General features: G+C 70.5%; 14 protein-coding genes and 1 pseudogene. 11 read left to right on the top strand and 4 right to left on the bottom strand.

Annotated features, from left to right (window positions below; translation table 11 throughout):
- Positions 1–19: 19 nt before the first annotated feature.
- Entirely contained in the window at positions 20–709 is a 690-nt protein-coding gene (locus AB0395_RS08310; RefSeq protein WP_366278231.1) for a gamma-glutamyl-gamma-aminobutyrate hydrolase family protein, read from the bottom strand.
- Between the two features lie 490 nt (positions 710–1,199).
- Here AB0395_RS08310 and AB0395_RS08315 point away from each other — a divergent pair, with 490 nt between their 5' ends.
- Positions 1,200–2,315 carry a globin domain-containing protein gene (locus AB0395_RS08315; protein WP_366278232.1) on the top strand — a complete coding sequence of 372 codons (1,116 nt, stop codon included), beginning with the start codon at positions 1,200–1,202 and terminating at the stop codon, positions 2,313–2,315.
- Positions 2,316–2,418: 103 nt separating this feature from the next.
- A complete protein-coding gene (locus tag AB0395_RS08320; RefSeq protein WP_366278234.1) occupies positions 2,419–2,736 on the top strand; it encodes a molybdopterin synthase sulfur carrier subunit in 318 nt (105 codons plus the stop codon).
- 61 nt (positions 2,737–2,797) lie between these two features.
- On the opposite strand, the gene AB0395_RS08325 is transcribed toward AB0395_RS08320, so the two are convergent.
- Positions 2,798–3,256 (bottom strand): nuclear transport factor 2 family protein, encoded by a 459-nt coding sequence (locus AB0395_RS08325; RefSeq protein WP_366278236.1) that lies wholly within the window; start codon positions 3,254–3,256, stop codon positions 2,798–2,800.
- A 101-nt stretch (positions 3,257–3,357) separates the two neighbouring features.
- Here AB0395_RS08325 and AB0395_RS08330 point away from each other — a divergent pair, with 101 nt between their 5' ends.
- From AB0395_RS08330 to AB0395_RS08365, 8 genes and pseudogenes are all read left to right on the top strand, one after another.
- Complete coding sequence (locus tag AB0395_RS08330; protein ID WP_366278237.1) at positions 3,358–3,957, top strand: TetR/AcrR family transcriptional regulator; 600 nt, start codon at positions 3,358–3,360, stop codon at positions 3,955–3,957.
- Positions 3,958–4,239: 282 nt separating this feature from the next.
- Positions 4,240–4,761: a hypothetical protein gene (locus AB0395_RS08335; RefSeq protein WP_366278239.1), complete on the top strand. Its 522-nt coding sequence runs from the start codon at positions 4,240–4,242 to the stop codon at positions 4,759–4,761.
- Between the two features lie 18 nt (positions 4,762–4,779).
- Entirely contained in the window at positions 4,780–5,793 is a 1,014-nt protein-coding gene (locus AB0395_RS08340; RefSeq protein ID WP_366278241.1) for a peptidase, read from the top strand.
- Positions 5,794–6,035: 242 nt separating this feature from the next.
- Positions 6,036–7,049 (top strand): hypothetical protein, encoded by a 1,014-nt coding sequence (locus AB0395_RS08345; RefSeq protein WP_366278242.1) that lies wholly within the window; start codon positions 6,036–6,038, stop codon positions 7,047–7,049.
- Between the two features lie 105 nt (positions 7,050–7,154).
- A complete protein-coding gene (locus AB0395_RS08350) occupies positions 7,155–8,171 on the top strand; it encodes an alpha/beta fold hydrolase (RefSeq protein ID WP_366278244.1) in 1,017 nt (338 codons plus the stop codon).
- A 159-nt stretch (positions 8,172–8,330) separates the two neighbouring features.
- Positions 8,331–9,422 (top strand): annotated as a pseudogene (locus AB0395_RS08355) (transposase); the annotation flags it as partial.
- 4 nt (positions 9,423–9,426) lie between these two features.
- The gene (locus tag AB0395_RS08360; RefSeq protein ID WP_366278392.1) at positions 9,427–9,654 is read left to right on the top strand and encodes a zinc ribbon domain-containing protein; all 228 of its coding nucleotides are present in this window, start codon (positions 9,427–9,429) and stop codon (positions 9,652–9,654) included.
- A gap of 54 nt (positions 9,655–9,708) precedes the next feature.
- On the top strand, positions 9,709–12,531 hold the full coding sequence (locus AB0395_RS08365; protein ID WP_366278245.1) for a BTAD domain-containing putative transcriptional regulator: 2,823 nt from the start codon (positions 9,709–9,711) through the stop codon (positions 12,529–12,531).
- A 158-nt stretch (positions 12,532–12,689) separates the two neighbouring features.
- On the opposite strand, the gene AB0395_RS08370 is transcribed toward AB0395_RS08365, so the two are convergent.
- Complete coding sequence (locus AB0395_RS08370) at positions 12,690–12,833, bottom strand: hypothetical protein (RefSeq protein ID WP_366278246.1); 144 nt, start codon at positions 12,831–12,833, stop codon at positions 12,690–12,692.
- 240 nt (positions 12,834–13,073) lie between these two features.
- On the opposite strand from AB0395_RS08370, the gene AB0395_RS08375 reads away from it, so the two are divergent.
- Entirely contained in the window at positions 13,074–13,439 is a 366-nt protein-coding gene (locus AB0395_RS08375; protein WP_366278248.1) for a DUF488 family protein, read from the top strand.
- 187 nt (positions 13,440–13,626) lie between these two features.
- On the opposite strand, the gene AB0395_RS08380 is transcribed toward AB0395_RS08375, so the two are convergent.
- Entirely contained in the window at positions 13,627–15,972 is a 2,346-nt protein-coding gene (locus tag AB0395_RS08380) for an FdhF/YdeP family oxidoreductase (protein WP_366278250.1), read from the bottom strand.
- Positions 15,973–16,312 lie beyond the last annotated feature (340 nt).

Genomic DNA, 16,312 nt, shown 5'->3' on the forward strand with positions numbered 1-16,312 from the left:
CCGGCCGCGCCCGCGCCGGTCAGCGCCCAGCCGCCTCGACCAGCGCCTCGGCCAGCCGGTTGCCGTCGCCGCGCTCGGGGTGCCACTGGACACCGACCCCGAAGGGATGCCCTTGAAGCTCGACGCCCTCGACGATCTGGTCGTCGGCCCATGCGACGGCGAGCAGGCCGGTGCCGAGCCGCTTGACGGCCTGGTGGTGCGGCGCGGTCACCTCGATGTGGTCTCCGACCGCCTTGCCCAGCCTGCTCGACACGCTGATCTGGACGAGATGCGTACGGCCGGCGGCGGAGTGGCGGTCGTGACCGACCTCATCGGGCAGCCACGGGATGAGGGAGCCGCCCTGAGCGACGTTGAGGACGTGCATGCCCCTGGCGACGGCGAGCAGCGGCAGGCCCTCCTGGACGGCGGCGCGGGCCAGGGCGAGCTCGAAGCGGTCACGGTGGGGCTGGGGCTCGTCGACCCGCTCCTCGCGGGCCGCGCCGTACAGGGCAGGGTCGAGCTCGCAGCCGCCCGCGAGGATCAGTCCGGACAGGGTCCGCACGTAGTCGCCGATCCCGCCCAGGTTCATGGGCGGGATCAGCACGGGGATCCCGCCCGCCTTCTCGACCGCGCGCGCGTACGAGGGGGGCGACAGGACGGCTTCGCGGACCCAGTTTCCCCAGCGGGCGGCCTCGAGGTAGGCGGTGATACCGATCAAGGGTCGGGGCATGTGATCTCCAAGGGGGCCATGCGGACGGCGGCGTCCCCGTTTCGGGTGGCACCCATCCCGTCTCCAGTAGCCCCCCTATCATGGCGCACACCATTTCGGTCATGTCACGCATCTGGTGGTATCAGTGTCGTCTCGCCTGGCGCCCCCCACCGCCACGGGACGGGGAGGGCCGGGCACCGGATCCCCGATGAGGAACATGACAAAGTTCCATAGAACGGGTAAATCGTAGACTTCGGATAAATGTGATTCTTATTCACTTGTTACCATCCGCCCTCATGGCTTGGTCACTCAAAATAGCCCCGCCATTACGGATAGTTTGAATTCCCACCATATTACCGAGAACCCATTGTGACCCCCACAAGGTGATGGAAGACTCAAATTCGAGCGCTCTGGTGCGCCGGGGCCGCAGAACGCTCATCACCCGGAGCCGTCAGGAGGTAGATCTGCGTGATCGGACTTTTGATCCGGTCAATTAGGGTGGGTTCTGTACATGTCTTTGAATCCGCGTCTCGTGAAGGAAAGCTTCGCCGTCATCGAACCCGTCGCGGACAAGGCCGCCGCGTACTTCTACGGGCGCCTGTTCGCCGAGAGCCCGCACCTGCGGGCGATGTTCCCTCCGGCGATGGACGTCCAGCGCGATCGCCTGTTCAGCGCGCTGACCAGGATCGTGTGGAGCCTCGACAGTCCGGACAGCCTGTCGTCGTTCCTCGGCCAGCTCGGCCGCGACCACCGCAAGTACGGAGTGCTCGCCGAGCACTACACCACCGTCGGCAACGCGCTGCTGGCCACGGTACGGCGCTTCGCCGCCGAGGTGTGGACCGCCGAGATGGAGGCCGCGTGGCTGGCCGCGTACACCGCCGCCGCGAACATCATGATCGGTTCCGCCGACTCCGACTCCGGGGCCTCCCCCGCCTGGTGGCTGGCGGAGGTGATCGACCACGAGCTCCGCACCCCGGACATCGCGGTGATCACGCTGCGGCCCGGCGAGCGGCTGCCGTACCTGCCGGGCCAGTACGTCAACGTGCAGACCGCGCGCTGGCCCCGGGTGTGGCGCCCGTTCTCCATCGCCAACGCGCCGAGGGAGGACAACACCGTCCGCCTGCACGTCAGGGCGGTCCCCGGCGGCTGGGTCTCCACCACGCTGGTCGAGCACACCAGGATCGGGGACACGCTGATGCTCGGCCCCCCGGTCGGCACGATGACCCCGGTCGCCTCGGGACGCGACATCCTGTGCGTCGCGGGGGGCACCGGGCTCGCGCCGCTGAAGGCCATCGTGGAGCACGTGATCGAGTCGGGCGGCAGGCCCCGCGTTCACCTGCTGTGCGGCGCACGCACCGCACGCGAGCTCTACGATCTGCCCGACCTGGTCAGAATGCAGTCACGCTCCCCCTGGCTGAAAGTGGTGCCCGTGGTCTCCGACGAGCCCGGTTACGGCGGCGCCCGGGGGCGGGTGCCCGAGGTCGTGGAGCGCTTCCACTCGTGGGCGAACCACGAGGTCTACATCTGCGGCCCGGCCGCCATGGTCGACGAGACGGTCCGCAGGCTCCAGCGGAACGGCATGCCGCCCGCCGACATTCACTGGGATCTCTCCCATGGAGAACACTGATCGACATTCGGGACCAACCATCCGATCCATCGCTCGATTCGCCGAGCGCGGGACGGGACAGGTCGCGACATGACAGCATGAGGCCGCATCCGGAGGGAGAGTGATGACCAGGCCCGTCACGCTCGTGACGTTCGTACTCCCCTCAGCCCTGGGGCGCTGGGCGGGCGACATGGTCGAGATCCGCGTCTTCGCGGTCGCCGACCGCAACGACGGTCATCCCACGCTGGGCGCCGCCCTCGACACGCTCTGCCGTACGCACCCGTCGCTCGAACGGCGGATCCGCGACGACTACGGACGTGTCCGGCGCCACATCAGCATGTTCGTCTGCGGCGAGAACGCCAGAGGACTCGGCGGCCTTGACTGCGCGCTGCCGCCGGGTGCCGAGGTCCACATCCTGCCCGCCCTGACCCGGGTGTGCTGACCGCGCGGGCCGCCGTGACCCCTCCGGCACGGCCCGCGAGACGCCGCGTCGCCCCGGCCCGTCAGGCACCCGTGCCTGACGACAGGGCGGACGGGCCCCAGAGGGCCTCCGCGATGCCCGCGACGTTCTGGTACTCGCGCCAGTGCGCCACCCTGCCTCCGCGCGCCCGGAGAACCCCGATGAAGGGAAGGGCCGCGCGGTGCCCGGTGGCGGTGGACGTCCCCGTGATCTCGTACTCGACGACGATCACCTCGGGGTCGGCGGTCTCGTGGACGACCAGCTCCCGGATCTCGTCGAGCCGCGCGGGGAGGGCCGCTCTGCGCGGGGTGGTGAAGGCCAGGACCTCCTCGCGTCCCTCGATGCGCCGAGGGCCGCCCGGGGCGGCGAAGGGCATCTCGAGCACGACGTCCTCCGTGAGGAGGTCCCCCTCCGCCTCCGTGACGTCGGCGACGCCCAGCCAGTGCCGCCGCATGCGCTCGAAGAGCTCGCGGGGGCCGGGAACGTCCGTGGATCCGGACATGGCGGATCTCCTTCCATGACGGGCAGATAAGATGAGTCTCAACTCACTTTCAGCATGGTGAGTCGAGGCTCACTTTGTCAACGGCGGAAGGGACCTGCGGAATGACCGGACCGAAGCCGCCCGAGGGCGGCGCGAACCCCCAGGGCGCCACCAGGGGACTGCGCGCCGACGCCCGCCGCAACCGGGCCAGGATCCTCGCGGCCGCGGAGGAGGTCTTCGCGGAGAAGGGGCCTTCGGCGTCGACCGAGGAGGTCGCCGCCCGCGCGGGGCTGGCGATCGGCACCGTCTTCAAGCACTTCCCCACCAAGCAGGACCTGCTGGGGGCCATCATGAAAGACCTCCTGGCCCGGCTCTCCGAGGAGGTCGACGCGCTCGCGAGCGACGGCGACCCGGCGACGGCGCTGTTCACCTTCGTCTCACAGACGGTCGAGCAGGCCGCCAGGAAGAAGACCGTCATCGGCCTCCTGACCGAGTCGGGCGTCGACGTGCGGGTCGCCGACGCGGTACGGCTCCTGCACGAGGGGATCGAGGGGCTCCTGTCCCGCGCCCAGCAGGCCGGCGCGGTTCGCGGGGACGCCCGCCCCGACGAGGTGCTCGCCCTGCTCACCGCCGCGTGTCAGGGCGCGCTGCACGCGGGATGGGACCCCGACCTTCAGCACCGCACTCTGGCCATCGTCTTCGACGGCCTGCGCCCGCGGTGAGCCCGGGGCCCGGACGGCCTGCCGGACGACCCCGCCGCCGGCGGACCCGGCCTCCTTCACCCCGGAACCGGCCGCCCGCCGGAGATCCCCGGTCAGGGCACGCGAGGTCGGAGAGCCCGCTACGTGCCGGAAACCACCGGTCGGCGAGATCTTTGCATCCCCGCGACCACACAGAGAGATCGATCGAATACACACCGTGTTAGCTTCTGAACTGCTTGATCCACTTCCGGCGGGGAGGTCGCCTCCCGCGTCCTCCGCGCCACCGAGTCCTTGGAACCACTTATGCGTAGATCACTGTTCGTAACGGCCGCGGCCGTCGCCCTCATCGCGGCTCTCGCACCACCGGCCGGCGCCGTCGACACCATCACCACCTTCACGATCAGCGGCGGCGCCCTGGCGATCACCGCGCCCGCGAGCGCGAACCTGGGCAGCGCGACCTCGGGCGCGACGAGCGTCTCCGGTCAGCTCGGCACCGTCACGGTCACCGACACACGCGCCGCGCTGGTGGCGGCGTGGACCGCGAGCGCCAGCTCGTCCGCCTTCACCACCGGAGGGGGCAGCGCCGCCGAGACGATCGCCGCCTCAAGCATCACCTACTCCCCGGGACTGGCCACCGCCACAACCGGGCTCGGGGTGTTCACGCCGGGAGCCGCCGGTGTCCTGGGCGCCTCGCGCACCGCCTTCACCCTCGCCGCTGGGACGGGAAACAACACCGCGACCTGGAACCCGACGATCAGCGTGGCCCTGTCCGCCTCGGCCGTCGCCGGCACCTACACCGGCACCATCACCCATTCGGTGGCCTAGCCGGATGCGGCGATAACCGTGCTCCGTCGTCTCATCGCCCCGGTCCTGCTGGCCGGGGCACTCGCCCCCGCCAGCGGCCTCCTGGAGGCCCCCGCGACGGCCCAGGACAGCCCCGCGACCCAGGACAGCCCCGCGCCGGGCAGCCTCGGCATCCGGCTGGTCGACGCGCCGATCAGCAGCCGGGCCGATCCCCGAGCCAGGCGCTACATCGTCGACCACCTCCCGCCCGGCATCGTCATCCACCGCCGAGTCGAGGTATCGAACACCTCCGGCGCCCCCATGCCGATCAGCCTCTACCCGGCCGCGGCGGAGATCGGCCACGGCGCGTTCAGGTTCGCCGACGGCCGTACCGCCAACGACCTGACGACCTGGACGTCGATCGTCCCGCACGCCCTCACCCTGGCGCCGCACTCCCGGTCCATGGCCACCGTGACCGTCTCCGTGCCCGACGACGTCCCCGCCGGGGAACGGTACGCCGTGATCTGGGCCGAAACGGCCGGAGAGGCGAAGGGCACCGTCAGGGAGATCAACCGGACGGGCGTCCGGATGTACCTGTCGGTCGGCAGAGGGGGCGGGCCGCCGACGGACTTCAGCATCGACTCGCTGACGGCCCAGCGCTCCGCGGGCGGCGACCCGGTGATCCTCGCCCAGGTGCACAACACGGGAGGCCGCGCCCTCGACCTGAGCGGCGATCTGCGCCTGACCGACGGTCCCGGCGGCATGAGCGCCGGGCCGTTCGAGGCAAGACTCGGCACGACCCTGGGCCCCGGCGAGATCGAGGCGGTCACCGTCACCCTCAGCGACCAGGTACCCGACGGGCCGTGGAAGGCTCTCGTGCGCCTCAGAAGCGGGCTGGTCAGACGCACCGGCCAGGCGACGATCACGTTCCCGCACGACGCCGGCACGGCGGCGGCGGTTTCGACGGGGAGGAGCTCCCTGGAGACGGCGCTCGCCTCCGCCCTCGCCCTGTGCGTGCTCGGGTTCATCGTCATGCTCGTCAGACGGGGCAGGCGCCCGGCCACCCCGGCATGACCGGCCGTAACGGGAGGCTTCCCCGGGACCGCACCCGGGAAAACCAGCGGTAGAACCACCCAAGAATTCCCAAAACACATAAAAGCTATAAATCCTACTAATAGCAAATATGGCGAATTTTGGGACGCGCAAATTCAGGAGATTCCCTGACCATTAACCGGAAATATGGCGACACGTCTTCGAGGTGCCACGTGGGAGGACTGGGATGCGTTGATCTGCCCCCGTGACGTTGGAGGACGAGGATGCGCAGAACGTTGGTCGTGGCCGCCGCAGGCGCGGTGTTGATGTTCGGCGGGACACTGGCCGCCCACGCGGGCGACGCCCCGCAGCGGGACGGCCACGGGGAGTCCCACGGCGACCGCGCCGGAACGTACGAGATCGCGCTCATCGGCGACATGCCGTACGGCGACAGCGGGCGGGCGCAGTTCCCCAGGGTGATCGACGAGATCAACGCCGACCGGCGAATCTCGTTCACCGTGTTCGACGGCGACATCAAGAACGGCAGCGAGCGGTGCGACCAGCCGCTGTACGACCTGGCGGTGAAGAACTTCGGCGCCTTCCGCCGCCCGCTGGTGTACGTCCCCGGGGACAACGAGTGGACCGACTGCGACCGGGCCAGCAACGGAGCGTACGACCCGAACGAGCGGCTCGCCCTCGTCCGCCGCACGTTCGCCGCCACCCCCGAGTCTCTCGGGCAGCGAAGGATCGGGCTCACGCGCCAGTCGGCGAGCTACCCGGAGAACGTGCGCTGGCAGTACGGCGCGGTGACCTACGCCGGCCTGAACATCCCCGGCAGCGACAACAACGCCCCGCAGTTCGATGCGACCGGCAAGCAGGTCGACGGCGACCTCGCCGAGTACACCGCGCGTAACGCCGCCAACCTGGACTGGCTGGACCAGGCCTTCGGCGCGGCCAGAAGCGCGGGCTCGAAGGCGATCGTCGTCACCCTCCAGGCCGACATGTGGACCGAGGAACCGACCGCGCACTTCGCCGACACCAAGCGCAAGCTGGCCCAGCTGGCCATCGGCTTCCCCGGGCAGGTGCTGCTGGTCAACGGCGACAGCCACGTCCTGCGGATCGACAAGCCGCTCACCGACGCGAAGAACCAGGTGATCCAGAACGTCACCCGGCTGCAGACCTTCGGCAGCGGTCAGAACCACTGGGTGAGCGCCGTGGTCGACCCCGACGACCCGCAGGTGTTCACCTTCCACCAGCATGTGGTCGCGGCGAACGTGCCGTCCTACGTCAGCCCCTGAACGACCGGCCGGGGCGGTGCCCCGCCTCCGGCCACCCGCCGGGCCCCGGACTACCATGAAGCTGAGATTGGGCGGTCGAGACCGGTGGTCGGCAAGGAGGCCACGATGGACTACGACGTGTTCCACCTGGGGGATGTCCGGCTGCAGAACGGCACGACGCTGCCCGGCGCCAAGCTCGCCTACAAAACCTACGGCGAGCTCGACGCGGACAAGGGCAACGCGATCGTCTATCCCACGTGGTACTCAGGCCAGCACTACGACAACGAGTGGCTCATCGGCGAGGGCATGGCCCTCGATCCTTCGAGATACTTCATCGTCATCCCGAACATGTTCGGCAACGGACTTTCCTCCTCGCCGAGCAACACCCCGCCCCCGCACGACAGGGCGCGGTTCCCGCACGTGACGATGTACGACAACGTGGAGGCGCAGCACCGCCTGGTCACGGAGGTGTTCGGCATCGAACGCCTGGCGCTCGTCACCGGCTGGTCGATGGCGGCGGGCCAGACCTACCAGTGGGCGGTCAGCCATCCCGAGATGGTCCGGCGGATCCTTCCCTTCTGCGGCTCGGCACGGACCAGCCTGCACAACATCGTCTTCCTTGAAGGGGTCAAGGCCGCGCTCACCGCGGACGCCGCGTGGCACGAGGGTTGGTACGCCGAGCAGCCGGGGAGCGGCCTGCGGGCGCTGTCCCGGGTCTACGCGGGCTGGGGCTTCTCCCAGCAGTTCTACCGGGAGAGGACCTACGAGCGCGACCCGCTCGACTACGGCTCGCTGGAGGACTTCCTCGTCGGGTTCTGGGAGGGATTGTTCATCAAGCGTGACGCGAACAACCTGCTCGCCATGCTCTGGACCTGGCAGAACGCCGACGTCGGCAAGACCCCCGGAGCGGGCGGCACCGAGGAGGCGCTCGGCTCGATCAGGGCACCCGCGATCGTCATGCCCGCCCGGCAGGACCTCTACTTCCCGCCGGAGGACAGCGAGTGGGAGGTCGCCCACATGCCGAACGCGGAGCTGCGGGTGATCCCGGGGGCGTGGGGGCACTTCGCCGGAGGAGGCCTCAACCCGGTGGACACCGAATTCATCGACGACGCCCTCAAGGAGCTGCTCGCCCGGGACGCCTGAGCCCCGCCGTTCCAGGAAGCCCTCCGCGAGGCCCGCTCACCCGCTCCTGGAGCCGGGACGCCCCGTCCCGGCTCCACGGGAAGTCCCGCGTCGCGCGCCGAGAGATCCACAACGATAGCGTGTGGTCCGCCGTTTCCGCCGTTTCCGCAGCGAACGGCGATGCTCATCGGTTCTGTGTCACCAGACCCCTCCAGCGCGGATGCCCCGTCCTTCAGGGCGGGCGGGAAGCGCGGATCGGGCGGGCACTGTGGCCTGCTGGTTTTGTCGGTGCGGCTCGGTAGGTTGATCGGTGTGTCCCGCTACCGGCTCTCCCCGACCTCTGCCCAGGCGGCGGCGCTGGCCGAGCAGTGCGGGCATGCCCGGTTCGTGTGGAACCTCGCCGTCGAGCAGCACGCCTGCTGGAAACCGGGCCGCAAGAGCGCCCCCGGGTTCGCCGAGCAGTGCCGCCAGCTCACCGAGGCCAGGGCGCAGTCCGAGTGGCTGCGCGCCGGGTCGATCGTCGTGCAGCAGCAGGCGCTCAAGGACTTCGCCCAGGCCATGGCGAACTTCTTCGCCAAGACCCACCGCCGTCCGACGTGGCGCAAACGCGGCCAGGGCGAGGGCTTTCGCGTCGTCGCGGTCAAACCCGGCGACGTGCGGCGCCTGTCGCGCCACGTGGGCGAGGTGAGGGTGCCGAAGGTGGGCTGGGTGCGGTTCCGCCGGTCCCGCCCCGTCCCGGACGGGGCGAAGTCCTACCGCATCACCCGGGATCGGGCAGGGCGCTGGCATGTCGCGTTCGCCGCGATCCCCGTACCCGTGCCTGCACCCGGCACGGGCGAGGTCGTCGGCGTGGACCGGGGCGTCGCGGTGTCGGCGGCCCTGTCCACCGGTGAACTGCTGCGCGCTCCCGGCCTGCGTGAGGCCGAGGCGAAGCGGCTGGTGCGGTTGCAGCGCGACCTCGCCCGCGCCGAACGAGGCTCCAACCGGCGGGGCAAGGTCAAGGCTGCGATCGCGAGGTTGAAGGCCCGCCAGAGCGACCGCCGTAAGGACTGGGTGGAGAAGACATCTACCGGCCTGGCTCGCCGGTTCGACGTGATCGCGGTTGAAGACCTGAAGATCCGCGCCATGACGCGGTCCGCGAAAGGCACCCTCGAGGCGCCTGGCCGCAACGTCCTGCAGAAAGCCAGACTGAATCGCGGCATTCTCGCCAACGGGTGGGGCCGGCTCGTCGAACGGCTGGAGCACAAGGCCCCGGGCCGGGTCGTGAAGATCAACCCTGCGTACACGAGTCAGCGGTGCTCGGCGTGCGGGATCGTGGACCGGGAGGCGCGAGAGCCAAGCCGCCTTCCGGTGCCGGTCCTGCGGATACGCCGCCAACGCGGACGTGAACGCGGCATGCAACATTCGACACGCGGCAGGGCATGCCGTGTCCGCACGGGGAGGCCCGCCGTTGGGTGAGCCTGCGAACCGTGAACCTCAACGCGCCCTTCTCCTGGTGGGGTAGGTGCTGTTGGAATCCCCTGCCTTCAGGCAGGCGGAGGATGTCAAAGGTGATGGTGTGAGATTTCGTGTACTTGGTCCGCTGACCGTGCTCTCCGAAGGCCGCGAGGTGCCGATCGGTGGCAACAAACTGCGCGTGGTGCTGGGCGGCCTGCTGCTGCGCCCCGGGGAGACGGTCCCGGCCTCCCGGCTGGCCTCGTGGTTGTGGGAGGACGGCGCCGACGACCCCGACCGGGCCAGGGCGACCGTGCACAGCTACGTCAACCGGCTGCGGCAGCAGCTCGGGACGCGGGAGGTCATCCGTACCGTCCCCGACGGCTACCGGGCCGAGGTCGACGCGGGTTCGCTGGACCTGCTGCGGTTGCGTGACCTGGCGGACGCGGGACGGCAGGCGGCCGCGGCGGGGGACCTGGACTCCGCCTCGCACGTGCTGTCGGAGGCGATCGCGCTGTGGCGGGGACCGGTGCTGTCCAACGTGGACTCGGCGACGCTCCACGACCAGGAGGTCGGGCCGCTCACCGAGGAGTGGCTGCGCCTGCAGGAGCAGTGGCTGGACGTCGGCCTGCGCACCGGCAGGCACGCCGAGCTGGTCGCCACGCTGCGCGAGCTGACCCGCTCCCATCCGCTGCGGGAGCCGTTCTGGGAGCTCCTGATGCTCTCGCTGCACCGCAGCGGACGTCACGCGGAGGCGCTCCAGGCCTATCATTCGCTGGGCGCGCTGCTGGCGGAGGAGCTCGGCGTCGATCCCGGCCCCTCGCTGCGCGCCACCTACCAGGCGATCCTGACCGACGACCCGTCCGTCCGCGCGCCCGAGGCGTTTGCGGTGCCGCGAGAGGAGGCGGCCGCCCCGATCCCCCGGCAGCTCCGCCCCGACATGCCCGGGTTCGCCGGGCGCCGGGCCGAGCTGGCGTCGCTCGACCTGATGCTGGACGAGGACGCGTCCATGGGAGGGCCAAGGATCGTCTCGCTGCAGGGCACCGCGGGATCCGGCAAGACGGCCCTGGCCATCCACTGGGCGCACCGGATCGCGGAGCGCTTCCCCGACGGGCAGCTCTACCTCGACCTGCACGGATACGGCCCGGAGCCGCCCGTCGATCCGGCAAAGGCCCTGGAGACGCTGCTACGGGCGCTCGGCACCCCGCCGGGCCGGATCCCCGCGGGTCTCGACGAACGCTCCGCCCTGTTCAGGACACTCCTGACCGGCAGGCGGACGCTCCTGCTTCTCGACAACGCGGGCAGCAGCGAGCAGGTCCGCCCGCTGATCCCCGGCTCGGACGGCATGGTCGTCGTCACCAGCCGCAACCAGCTCCGCGGCCTCGTCGTCGAGTACGGCGCACGGCGCGTCGTCCTCGACCAGATGCCCCGGGAGGAGGCGGCCGAGCTGCTGGCCGAGGTGCTCGGCCGGGACCGGGTGTCCTCGGCCTCCGAGGCGGTCGCGGAGATCGTCGATCGGTGCGCCCGTCTTCCGCTGGCGCTGCGCATCTTCGCCGAGCGCGCGGCGCGATTTCCCGGCGTCCCGCTCGGCAAACTGGTGGCGGATTTGCGGGACGAGGCGACCCGCCTGTCCGCGCTCGACGCGGGAGACGGCGGCAACACCGACCTACGCACGGTGTTCTCCTGGACCTACGGCGCACTGGACGAGGACACCGCGCGCCTGTTCCGGCTTCTCGGCCTGCATCCGGGACCCGAGGTGAGCACGGGGGCCGCGGCCGCCCTGATGGGCGGGGACGTCGCGGGCGTCACACGGCTGCTCGACCGGCTCACCGCCGACCACCTGCTCAGGTCCCGGTTCCCCGGACGCTACGACTTCCATGACCTGTTGCGTAGCTACGCCGCCGAACGAGCTCTTGAAGGGGAGGCGGAAAAGGATCGGGACGCCGCGCTCGGCCGGGTGCTCGACTGGTACCTGTACGCGGCCCGTGACGCCGCGGAGCACCTGCCGCCGACCAGCCGGGCCCCGATGCCCGGGCCTGTGCCCACCGGTATCGGCCTGCCGCGGTTCGGCGGCCCGGAGGAGGCCGTCGGCTGGTTCGAGGAGGAGCTGCCCAACCTGATGGCGGCGGCCCATCACTCGGCGGCGCGGGGATGGCTGGGGCCCGCGTGGCGGATTCCCCGGACGCTCGCCGCGTTTCTCGACTTCCACGTGCCGGGAAGGGCGTGGATCGCCGTCTACCGTGTCGCGGTCGAGGCGAGCAGGATGGCGGGCGAACCCTTCGAGGAGGGCTACGCCCTCAACCACCTGGCCTGGGTCAGCGCCCGGCTCGGCCGTCTCGACGAGGCCGTCGCACACTACGACGAGGCGCTGACGGTCGCCCGGCGGATCGGAGACCGGGGCTTGGAGGGAGACGTGCTGGTCAACCTGGGCGCCACCTGTTTCAGGCTCGGCAGGTTCGCGGACTCGGCGACGTGTTACGGCCAGGCGCTGGACATCGCCAGGGACAGCGGCGATCGGCCGCTGGAAGCTGAGGCGCTCAACGACCTCGCCCGCAACGACAACGAACTGGGCCGCCACCGTGAGGCGCTGTCCGGCGCGGGCGCGGCACTCGGGATATACGCCGAGCTCGACGACCGGTATCGCCGAGGTCTGACGCTGCGCACCCTGGGCACCGCGCAGGCCGGGCTCGGCCGGTACGGGGAGGCCGTCGCGCACTATGGCGAGGCGGTGGAGCTGATGCGGGAGTTCGACGACCGCGTGGATGAGGCCGAGGTCCTGAGCCTGCTGGGCGAAGCACTGCACGACTCCGGCGACCTCGCGGCGGCGCGGGCCCGATGGCAGGAGGCCGCGGAGATCTTCGCCGAGCTGGATGACGAGCGGGCGGACGCCGTACGGCGGCGCCTGACGGAGACCGATCCCCGCTCCTTTGGCCTTCACCGGATCTGAGGCGGTCTCGGGCGGCGGACGCGCGAGCCGGCCGGAGGAGGTGCCGCGCGTCCCGCCCCCGCGCGAGGACGAGCGGCATGTTCCGGCCTGCTCGCGCCTCGCGCGGGCCGTGCGGGGAGGGGCGACTTACGCCCCTGGTCGCCCCTCCCCGGCTCCGATCAGGTGATCCGGACGCTGTCGCGGGCAGCGGGGACGTGCGTGGTGCCCCTCTCCCGCTCGGTCCAGGTCCCCGCACCGCACCCGTTCGCGCCGCCGGTGTACAGCTCCGCCATGCTCACCGGCCCCCATGTGACAGCACGCATGATCTTCTCCATTCGTCCTCGTCGTTCTCGTTTTGTGAGGCGGAAACGAATCTAGAAGCACTCCCTGACATATCTCTCACAAAATCCTCATAACCACCGCCAGCCTCATCCGTCTCTTCAGTCACACCTGCCTCTCTGGCCCCTGCCCGAACACCCTCACGCGTCCCGGGTGCGCAACCATCACGTTGCACATGAGCCGCTCGAGAGCTTGACGTCAAAGACTCCGGGTAGGCACGAGAGATGGGGGATATCACTGTCAGCAGGGCGTACGACCGGGAGCCCACCGAGGGAGCGGTGTTCCTCGTCGACCGGATGTGGCCCAGGGGCGTCCGCAAGGACGATCTCAGGCTTGACGGATGGGCACGCGACGTCGCGCCCTCGGCGGACCTGCGACGCTGGTTCGGGCACCGCCCGGAGCGCTTCGAGGAGTTCCGCGCCCGCTACCTCCGCGAACTGGACGCCAACCAGGACGCCGTACACCCGCTCCTCGAAGCCGCGCGGCGGGGACCGGTCACCCTTGTCTACTCGGCGAAGGACACCGAGCACAACAACGCCGTGGTTCTGAGGGAATACCTGCGCCGCCATCTCACACCGTCACTCCGGTGAACGGCCGCCACGTCCCGCCGATCACGACGCGATCCGGCGCCTCCGGTCACGGCATCGGGCCGTGGCACATCCCGTGAGAGCCGCGCCCCGCAGGCTCCCAGGCGGCGCAGGAGGCTGGTGATGGCCGGCCCCCTGCCTCTGGGGCCCGTTCGCCGGGGCCCCGCGGGGGCTGACTCGTCCGCTCACGTCATTCGCGGGAAAGCTCACGTCCTTCCTGGGAAATCCCGTGCTCGCCCGCGGAGGCGGCGGGCGCCGTACCGGCGTGCCGAGTGAGCCTGACGACCACGCTCTTGGAGGTCGGGGTGTTCGAGGTCTCCGCGACCGAGTCCAGCGGCACGAGCACGTTGGTCTCGGGGAAGTAGGCCGCGCAGCACCCACGGGCGGTCGGGTACGCGACGACGCGGAACTTCTCGGCCCTGCGCTCGCCGTCGGGCCACTCACTGACCAGGTCAACCGTTTCGCCGTCCGCCAGGCCGCGCTCGGCCAGGTCGTCCGGGTTGACGAAGACGACCCTGCGCCCGCCGCTCACACCCCGGTAGCGGTCGTCCATGCCGTAGATCGTGGTGTTGTACTGGTCGTGGCTGCGGACCGTCTGCAGCAGCAGCCGTCCCTCCGGGACCCTCAGCACCTCGAGCGGGTTGACGGTGAAGTTGGCCCTGCCCGTCGCGGTCGGGAAGCGCCGCTCGTCACGGGGCGCGTTGGGCAGGGCGAAACCTCCGGGGGCGCGGACACGGGCGTTGAAGTCGTCGAAGCCGGGCACGACCCGCGCGATGCGGTCCCTGATGACGTCGTAGTCGGCCTCGAACTCCTGCCAGGGCACGTGGGGGTCGGCCCCGAAGATCTCGCGCGCGAGACGGCAGACGATCGCCACCTCGGGCAGCAGCTCGGGTGAGGCGGGCCTGAGCCTGCCCCGGGAGGCGTGAACCATGCCCATGGAGTCCTCGACCGTGACGAACCGGTCGCCGTCGCGTTCGGTGCGTCCCAGGGTCGGCAGGATGAGCGCCTGCCTGCCGCAGACGGCGTGGGAGCGGTTCAGCTTGGTGGAGACCTGCACCGTCAGCCGGGCGGTCCGCATCGCCGCCTCCGTCACCTCGGTGTCCGGCGTCGCGGCGACGAAGTTGCCCCCCATCGCGAGGAACACCTTCGCCTCGCCGGAGCGCAGAGCCCTGATCGCCTCAACGGTGTCCAGGCCGTGCTCACGGGGCGGCTCGAACCCGAACTCGTCGCGGAGCGCGTCGAGGAACCGCGCAGGCGGCTTCTCGTAGATGCCCATCGTCCGGTCGCCCTGGACGTTGGAGTGCCCTCGCACCGGGCAGACCCCGGCGCCGGGGCGCCCGACGTTCCCACGCAGCAGCAGGAAGTTGACCACCTCCCTGATGGTGGCGACGGAGTTCTTGTGCTGGGTGAGGCCCATCGCCCAGCACACGATCACCGACCGCGCCCCGAGCACGTCGCGCGCCGTCTCCTCGATGGCCCGGCGCTCGAGACCCGTCGCCTCCTCGACGTCCGCCCAGTCCAGGGAACGGGCGTCCGCCGCCCACTCCTCGAAGCCATGGGTGTGCGCCTCGACGAACTCGCGGTCGACCACCGAGCCCGGCGCCGTGTCCTCGGCCTCGAGCAGCAGCCTGGACAGTGCCTTGAACAGCGCCAGGTCACCGTTGAGCCGGATCTGCAGGAACCTGTCGGCCAGCGTCGTGCCGTGCCCGACCAGCCCGGAGGGGCGCTGCGGGTTCTTGAAGCGCAGCAGCCCCGCCTCGGGGAGCGGGTTGACGGCGACGATCCGCGCGCCGTTCCGCTTGGCCCGCTCAAGCGCCGACAGCATGCGCGGGTGGTTGGTCCCGGGGTTCTGGCCGACCACGAAGACGAGGTCGGCCCGGTGCAGGTCCTCCAGGGAGACCGTGCCCTTGCCGATCCCCAGGGTCTGGGTGAGCGCGGACCCGCTGGACTCGTGGCACATGTTGGAGCAGTCGGGGAGGTTGTTCGTGCCGAAGCGCCGCACGAGGAGCTGGTAGGCGAACGCCGCCTCGTTCGAGGTGCGGCCCGAGGTGTAGAACACCGCCTCGTCGGGGGCGTCGAGGGCGCGCAACTCCCGCCCGACGATCTCGAACGCCTTCTCCCACGTCACGGGCACGTAGTGGTCCGACCCCTCCGGCTTGTGCATCGGCTCGGTGAGACGCCCCTGCTGGCCCAGCCAGTAGTCGGTGCGCCCCGCCAGCTCGTCGACGGAGTGCTTGGCGAAGAAGTCACGGGTGACCCTGCGGGTCGTGGCCTCCTCGGCCACCGCCTTCGCGCCGTTCTCGCAGAACTCCGCCGGGCTGCGGTGCTCGCCCTCCGGCCAGGCGCAGCCGGGGCAGTCGAACCCGTCCTTCTGGTTGACACGGACCAGGGTCAGGAACGTACGGCCCGCGCCCATCTGGGCGTAGGAGGTCAGCAGCGACCTCGTGACGCCGGGAATGCCCGCCGCCCACTCCTTGGGCGGGTGGATCTCCAGCCCGTCCTCGGTGACGTCCTCTCGCGGAGCCTTCCTGACCATCCCGGTGCCTCTTTTCCGATCACACGCCATCCGGCCTGCCGGGCACCCCGGGCGTGGAGCGCCCGGCTCGGTGCCCGCTCGGCACCGGCACCCCGCCCTTGGCACGGGCGCCCGTCGCCGACCGGCTTTCCCACATCTTTCAAAGTTTCGCACGTTCACCCGTGAAACGGCTCGGCGAGCGGCCCTGATCCCCGGGGCAGGAGCTGACATGGCCGGTTCGGCATCAGTGACAAAAACCGCAGAAATACCTACTTCCTGGACAGGGTTCGCCTGGTAGAACTGGGCTCCAGGCCATCCAGCGCAGCCCCGGGCAAGAAAGGACGTCATGTCAGACGCCATG

It is taken from the genome of Streptosporangium sp. NPDC051023, assembly GCF_040689595.1.
Lineage (GTDB): Bacteria > Actinomycetota > Actinomycetes > Streptosporangiales > Streptosporangiaceae > Streptosporangium.

Excerpts from the sequence above, each read along its gene's own strand:
- AB0395_RS08310 (WP_366278231.1), bottom strand. The coding sequence starts at position 709 with ATGCCCCGACCCTTGATCGGTATCACCGCCTACCTCGAGGCCGCCCGC.
- AB0395_RS08315 (WP_366278232.1), top strand. The coding sequence starts at position 1,200 with ATGTCTTTGAATCCGCGTCTCGTGAAGGAAAGCTTCGCCGTCATCGAA.
- AB0395_RS08320 (WP_366278234.1), top strand. The coding sequence starts at position 2,419 with ATGACCAGGCCCGTCACGCTCGTGACGTTCGTACTCCCCTCAGCCCTG.
- AB0395_RS08325 (WP_366278236.1), bottom strand. The coding sequence starts at position 3,256 with ATGTCCGGATCCACGGACGTTCCCGGCCCCCGCGAGCTCTTCGAGCGC.
- AB0395_RS08330 (WP_366278237.1), top strand. The coding sequence starts at position 3,358 with ATGACCGGACCGAAGCCGCCCGAGGGCGGCGCGAACCCCCAGGGCGCC.
- AB0395_RS08335 (WP_366278239.1), top strand. The coding sequence starts at position 4,240 with ATGCGTAGATCACTGTTCGTAACGGCCGCGGCCGTCGCCCTCATCGCG.
- AB0395_RS08345 (WP_366278242.1), top strand. The coding sequence starts at position 6,036 with ATGCGCAGAACGTTGGTCGTGGCCGCCGCAGGCGCGGTGTTGATGTTC.
- AB0395_RS08350 (WP_366278244.1), top strand. The coding sequence starts at position 7,155 with ATGGACTACGACGTGTTCCACCTGGGGGATGTCCGGCTGCAGAACGGC.
- AB0395_RS08370 (WP_366278246.1), bottom strand. The coding sequence starts at position 12,833 with ATGCGTGCTGTCACATGGGGGCCGGTGAGCATGGCGGAGCTGTACACC.
- AB0395_RS08375 (WP_366278248.1), top strand. The coding sequence starts at position 13,074 with ATGGGGGATATCACTGTCAGCAGGGCGTACGACCGGGAGCCCACCGAG.
- AB0395_RS08380 (WP_366278250.1), bottom strand. The coding sequence starts at position 15,972 with ATGGTCAGGAAGGCTCCGCGAGAGGACGTCACCGAGGACGGGCTGGAG.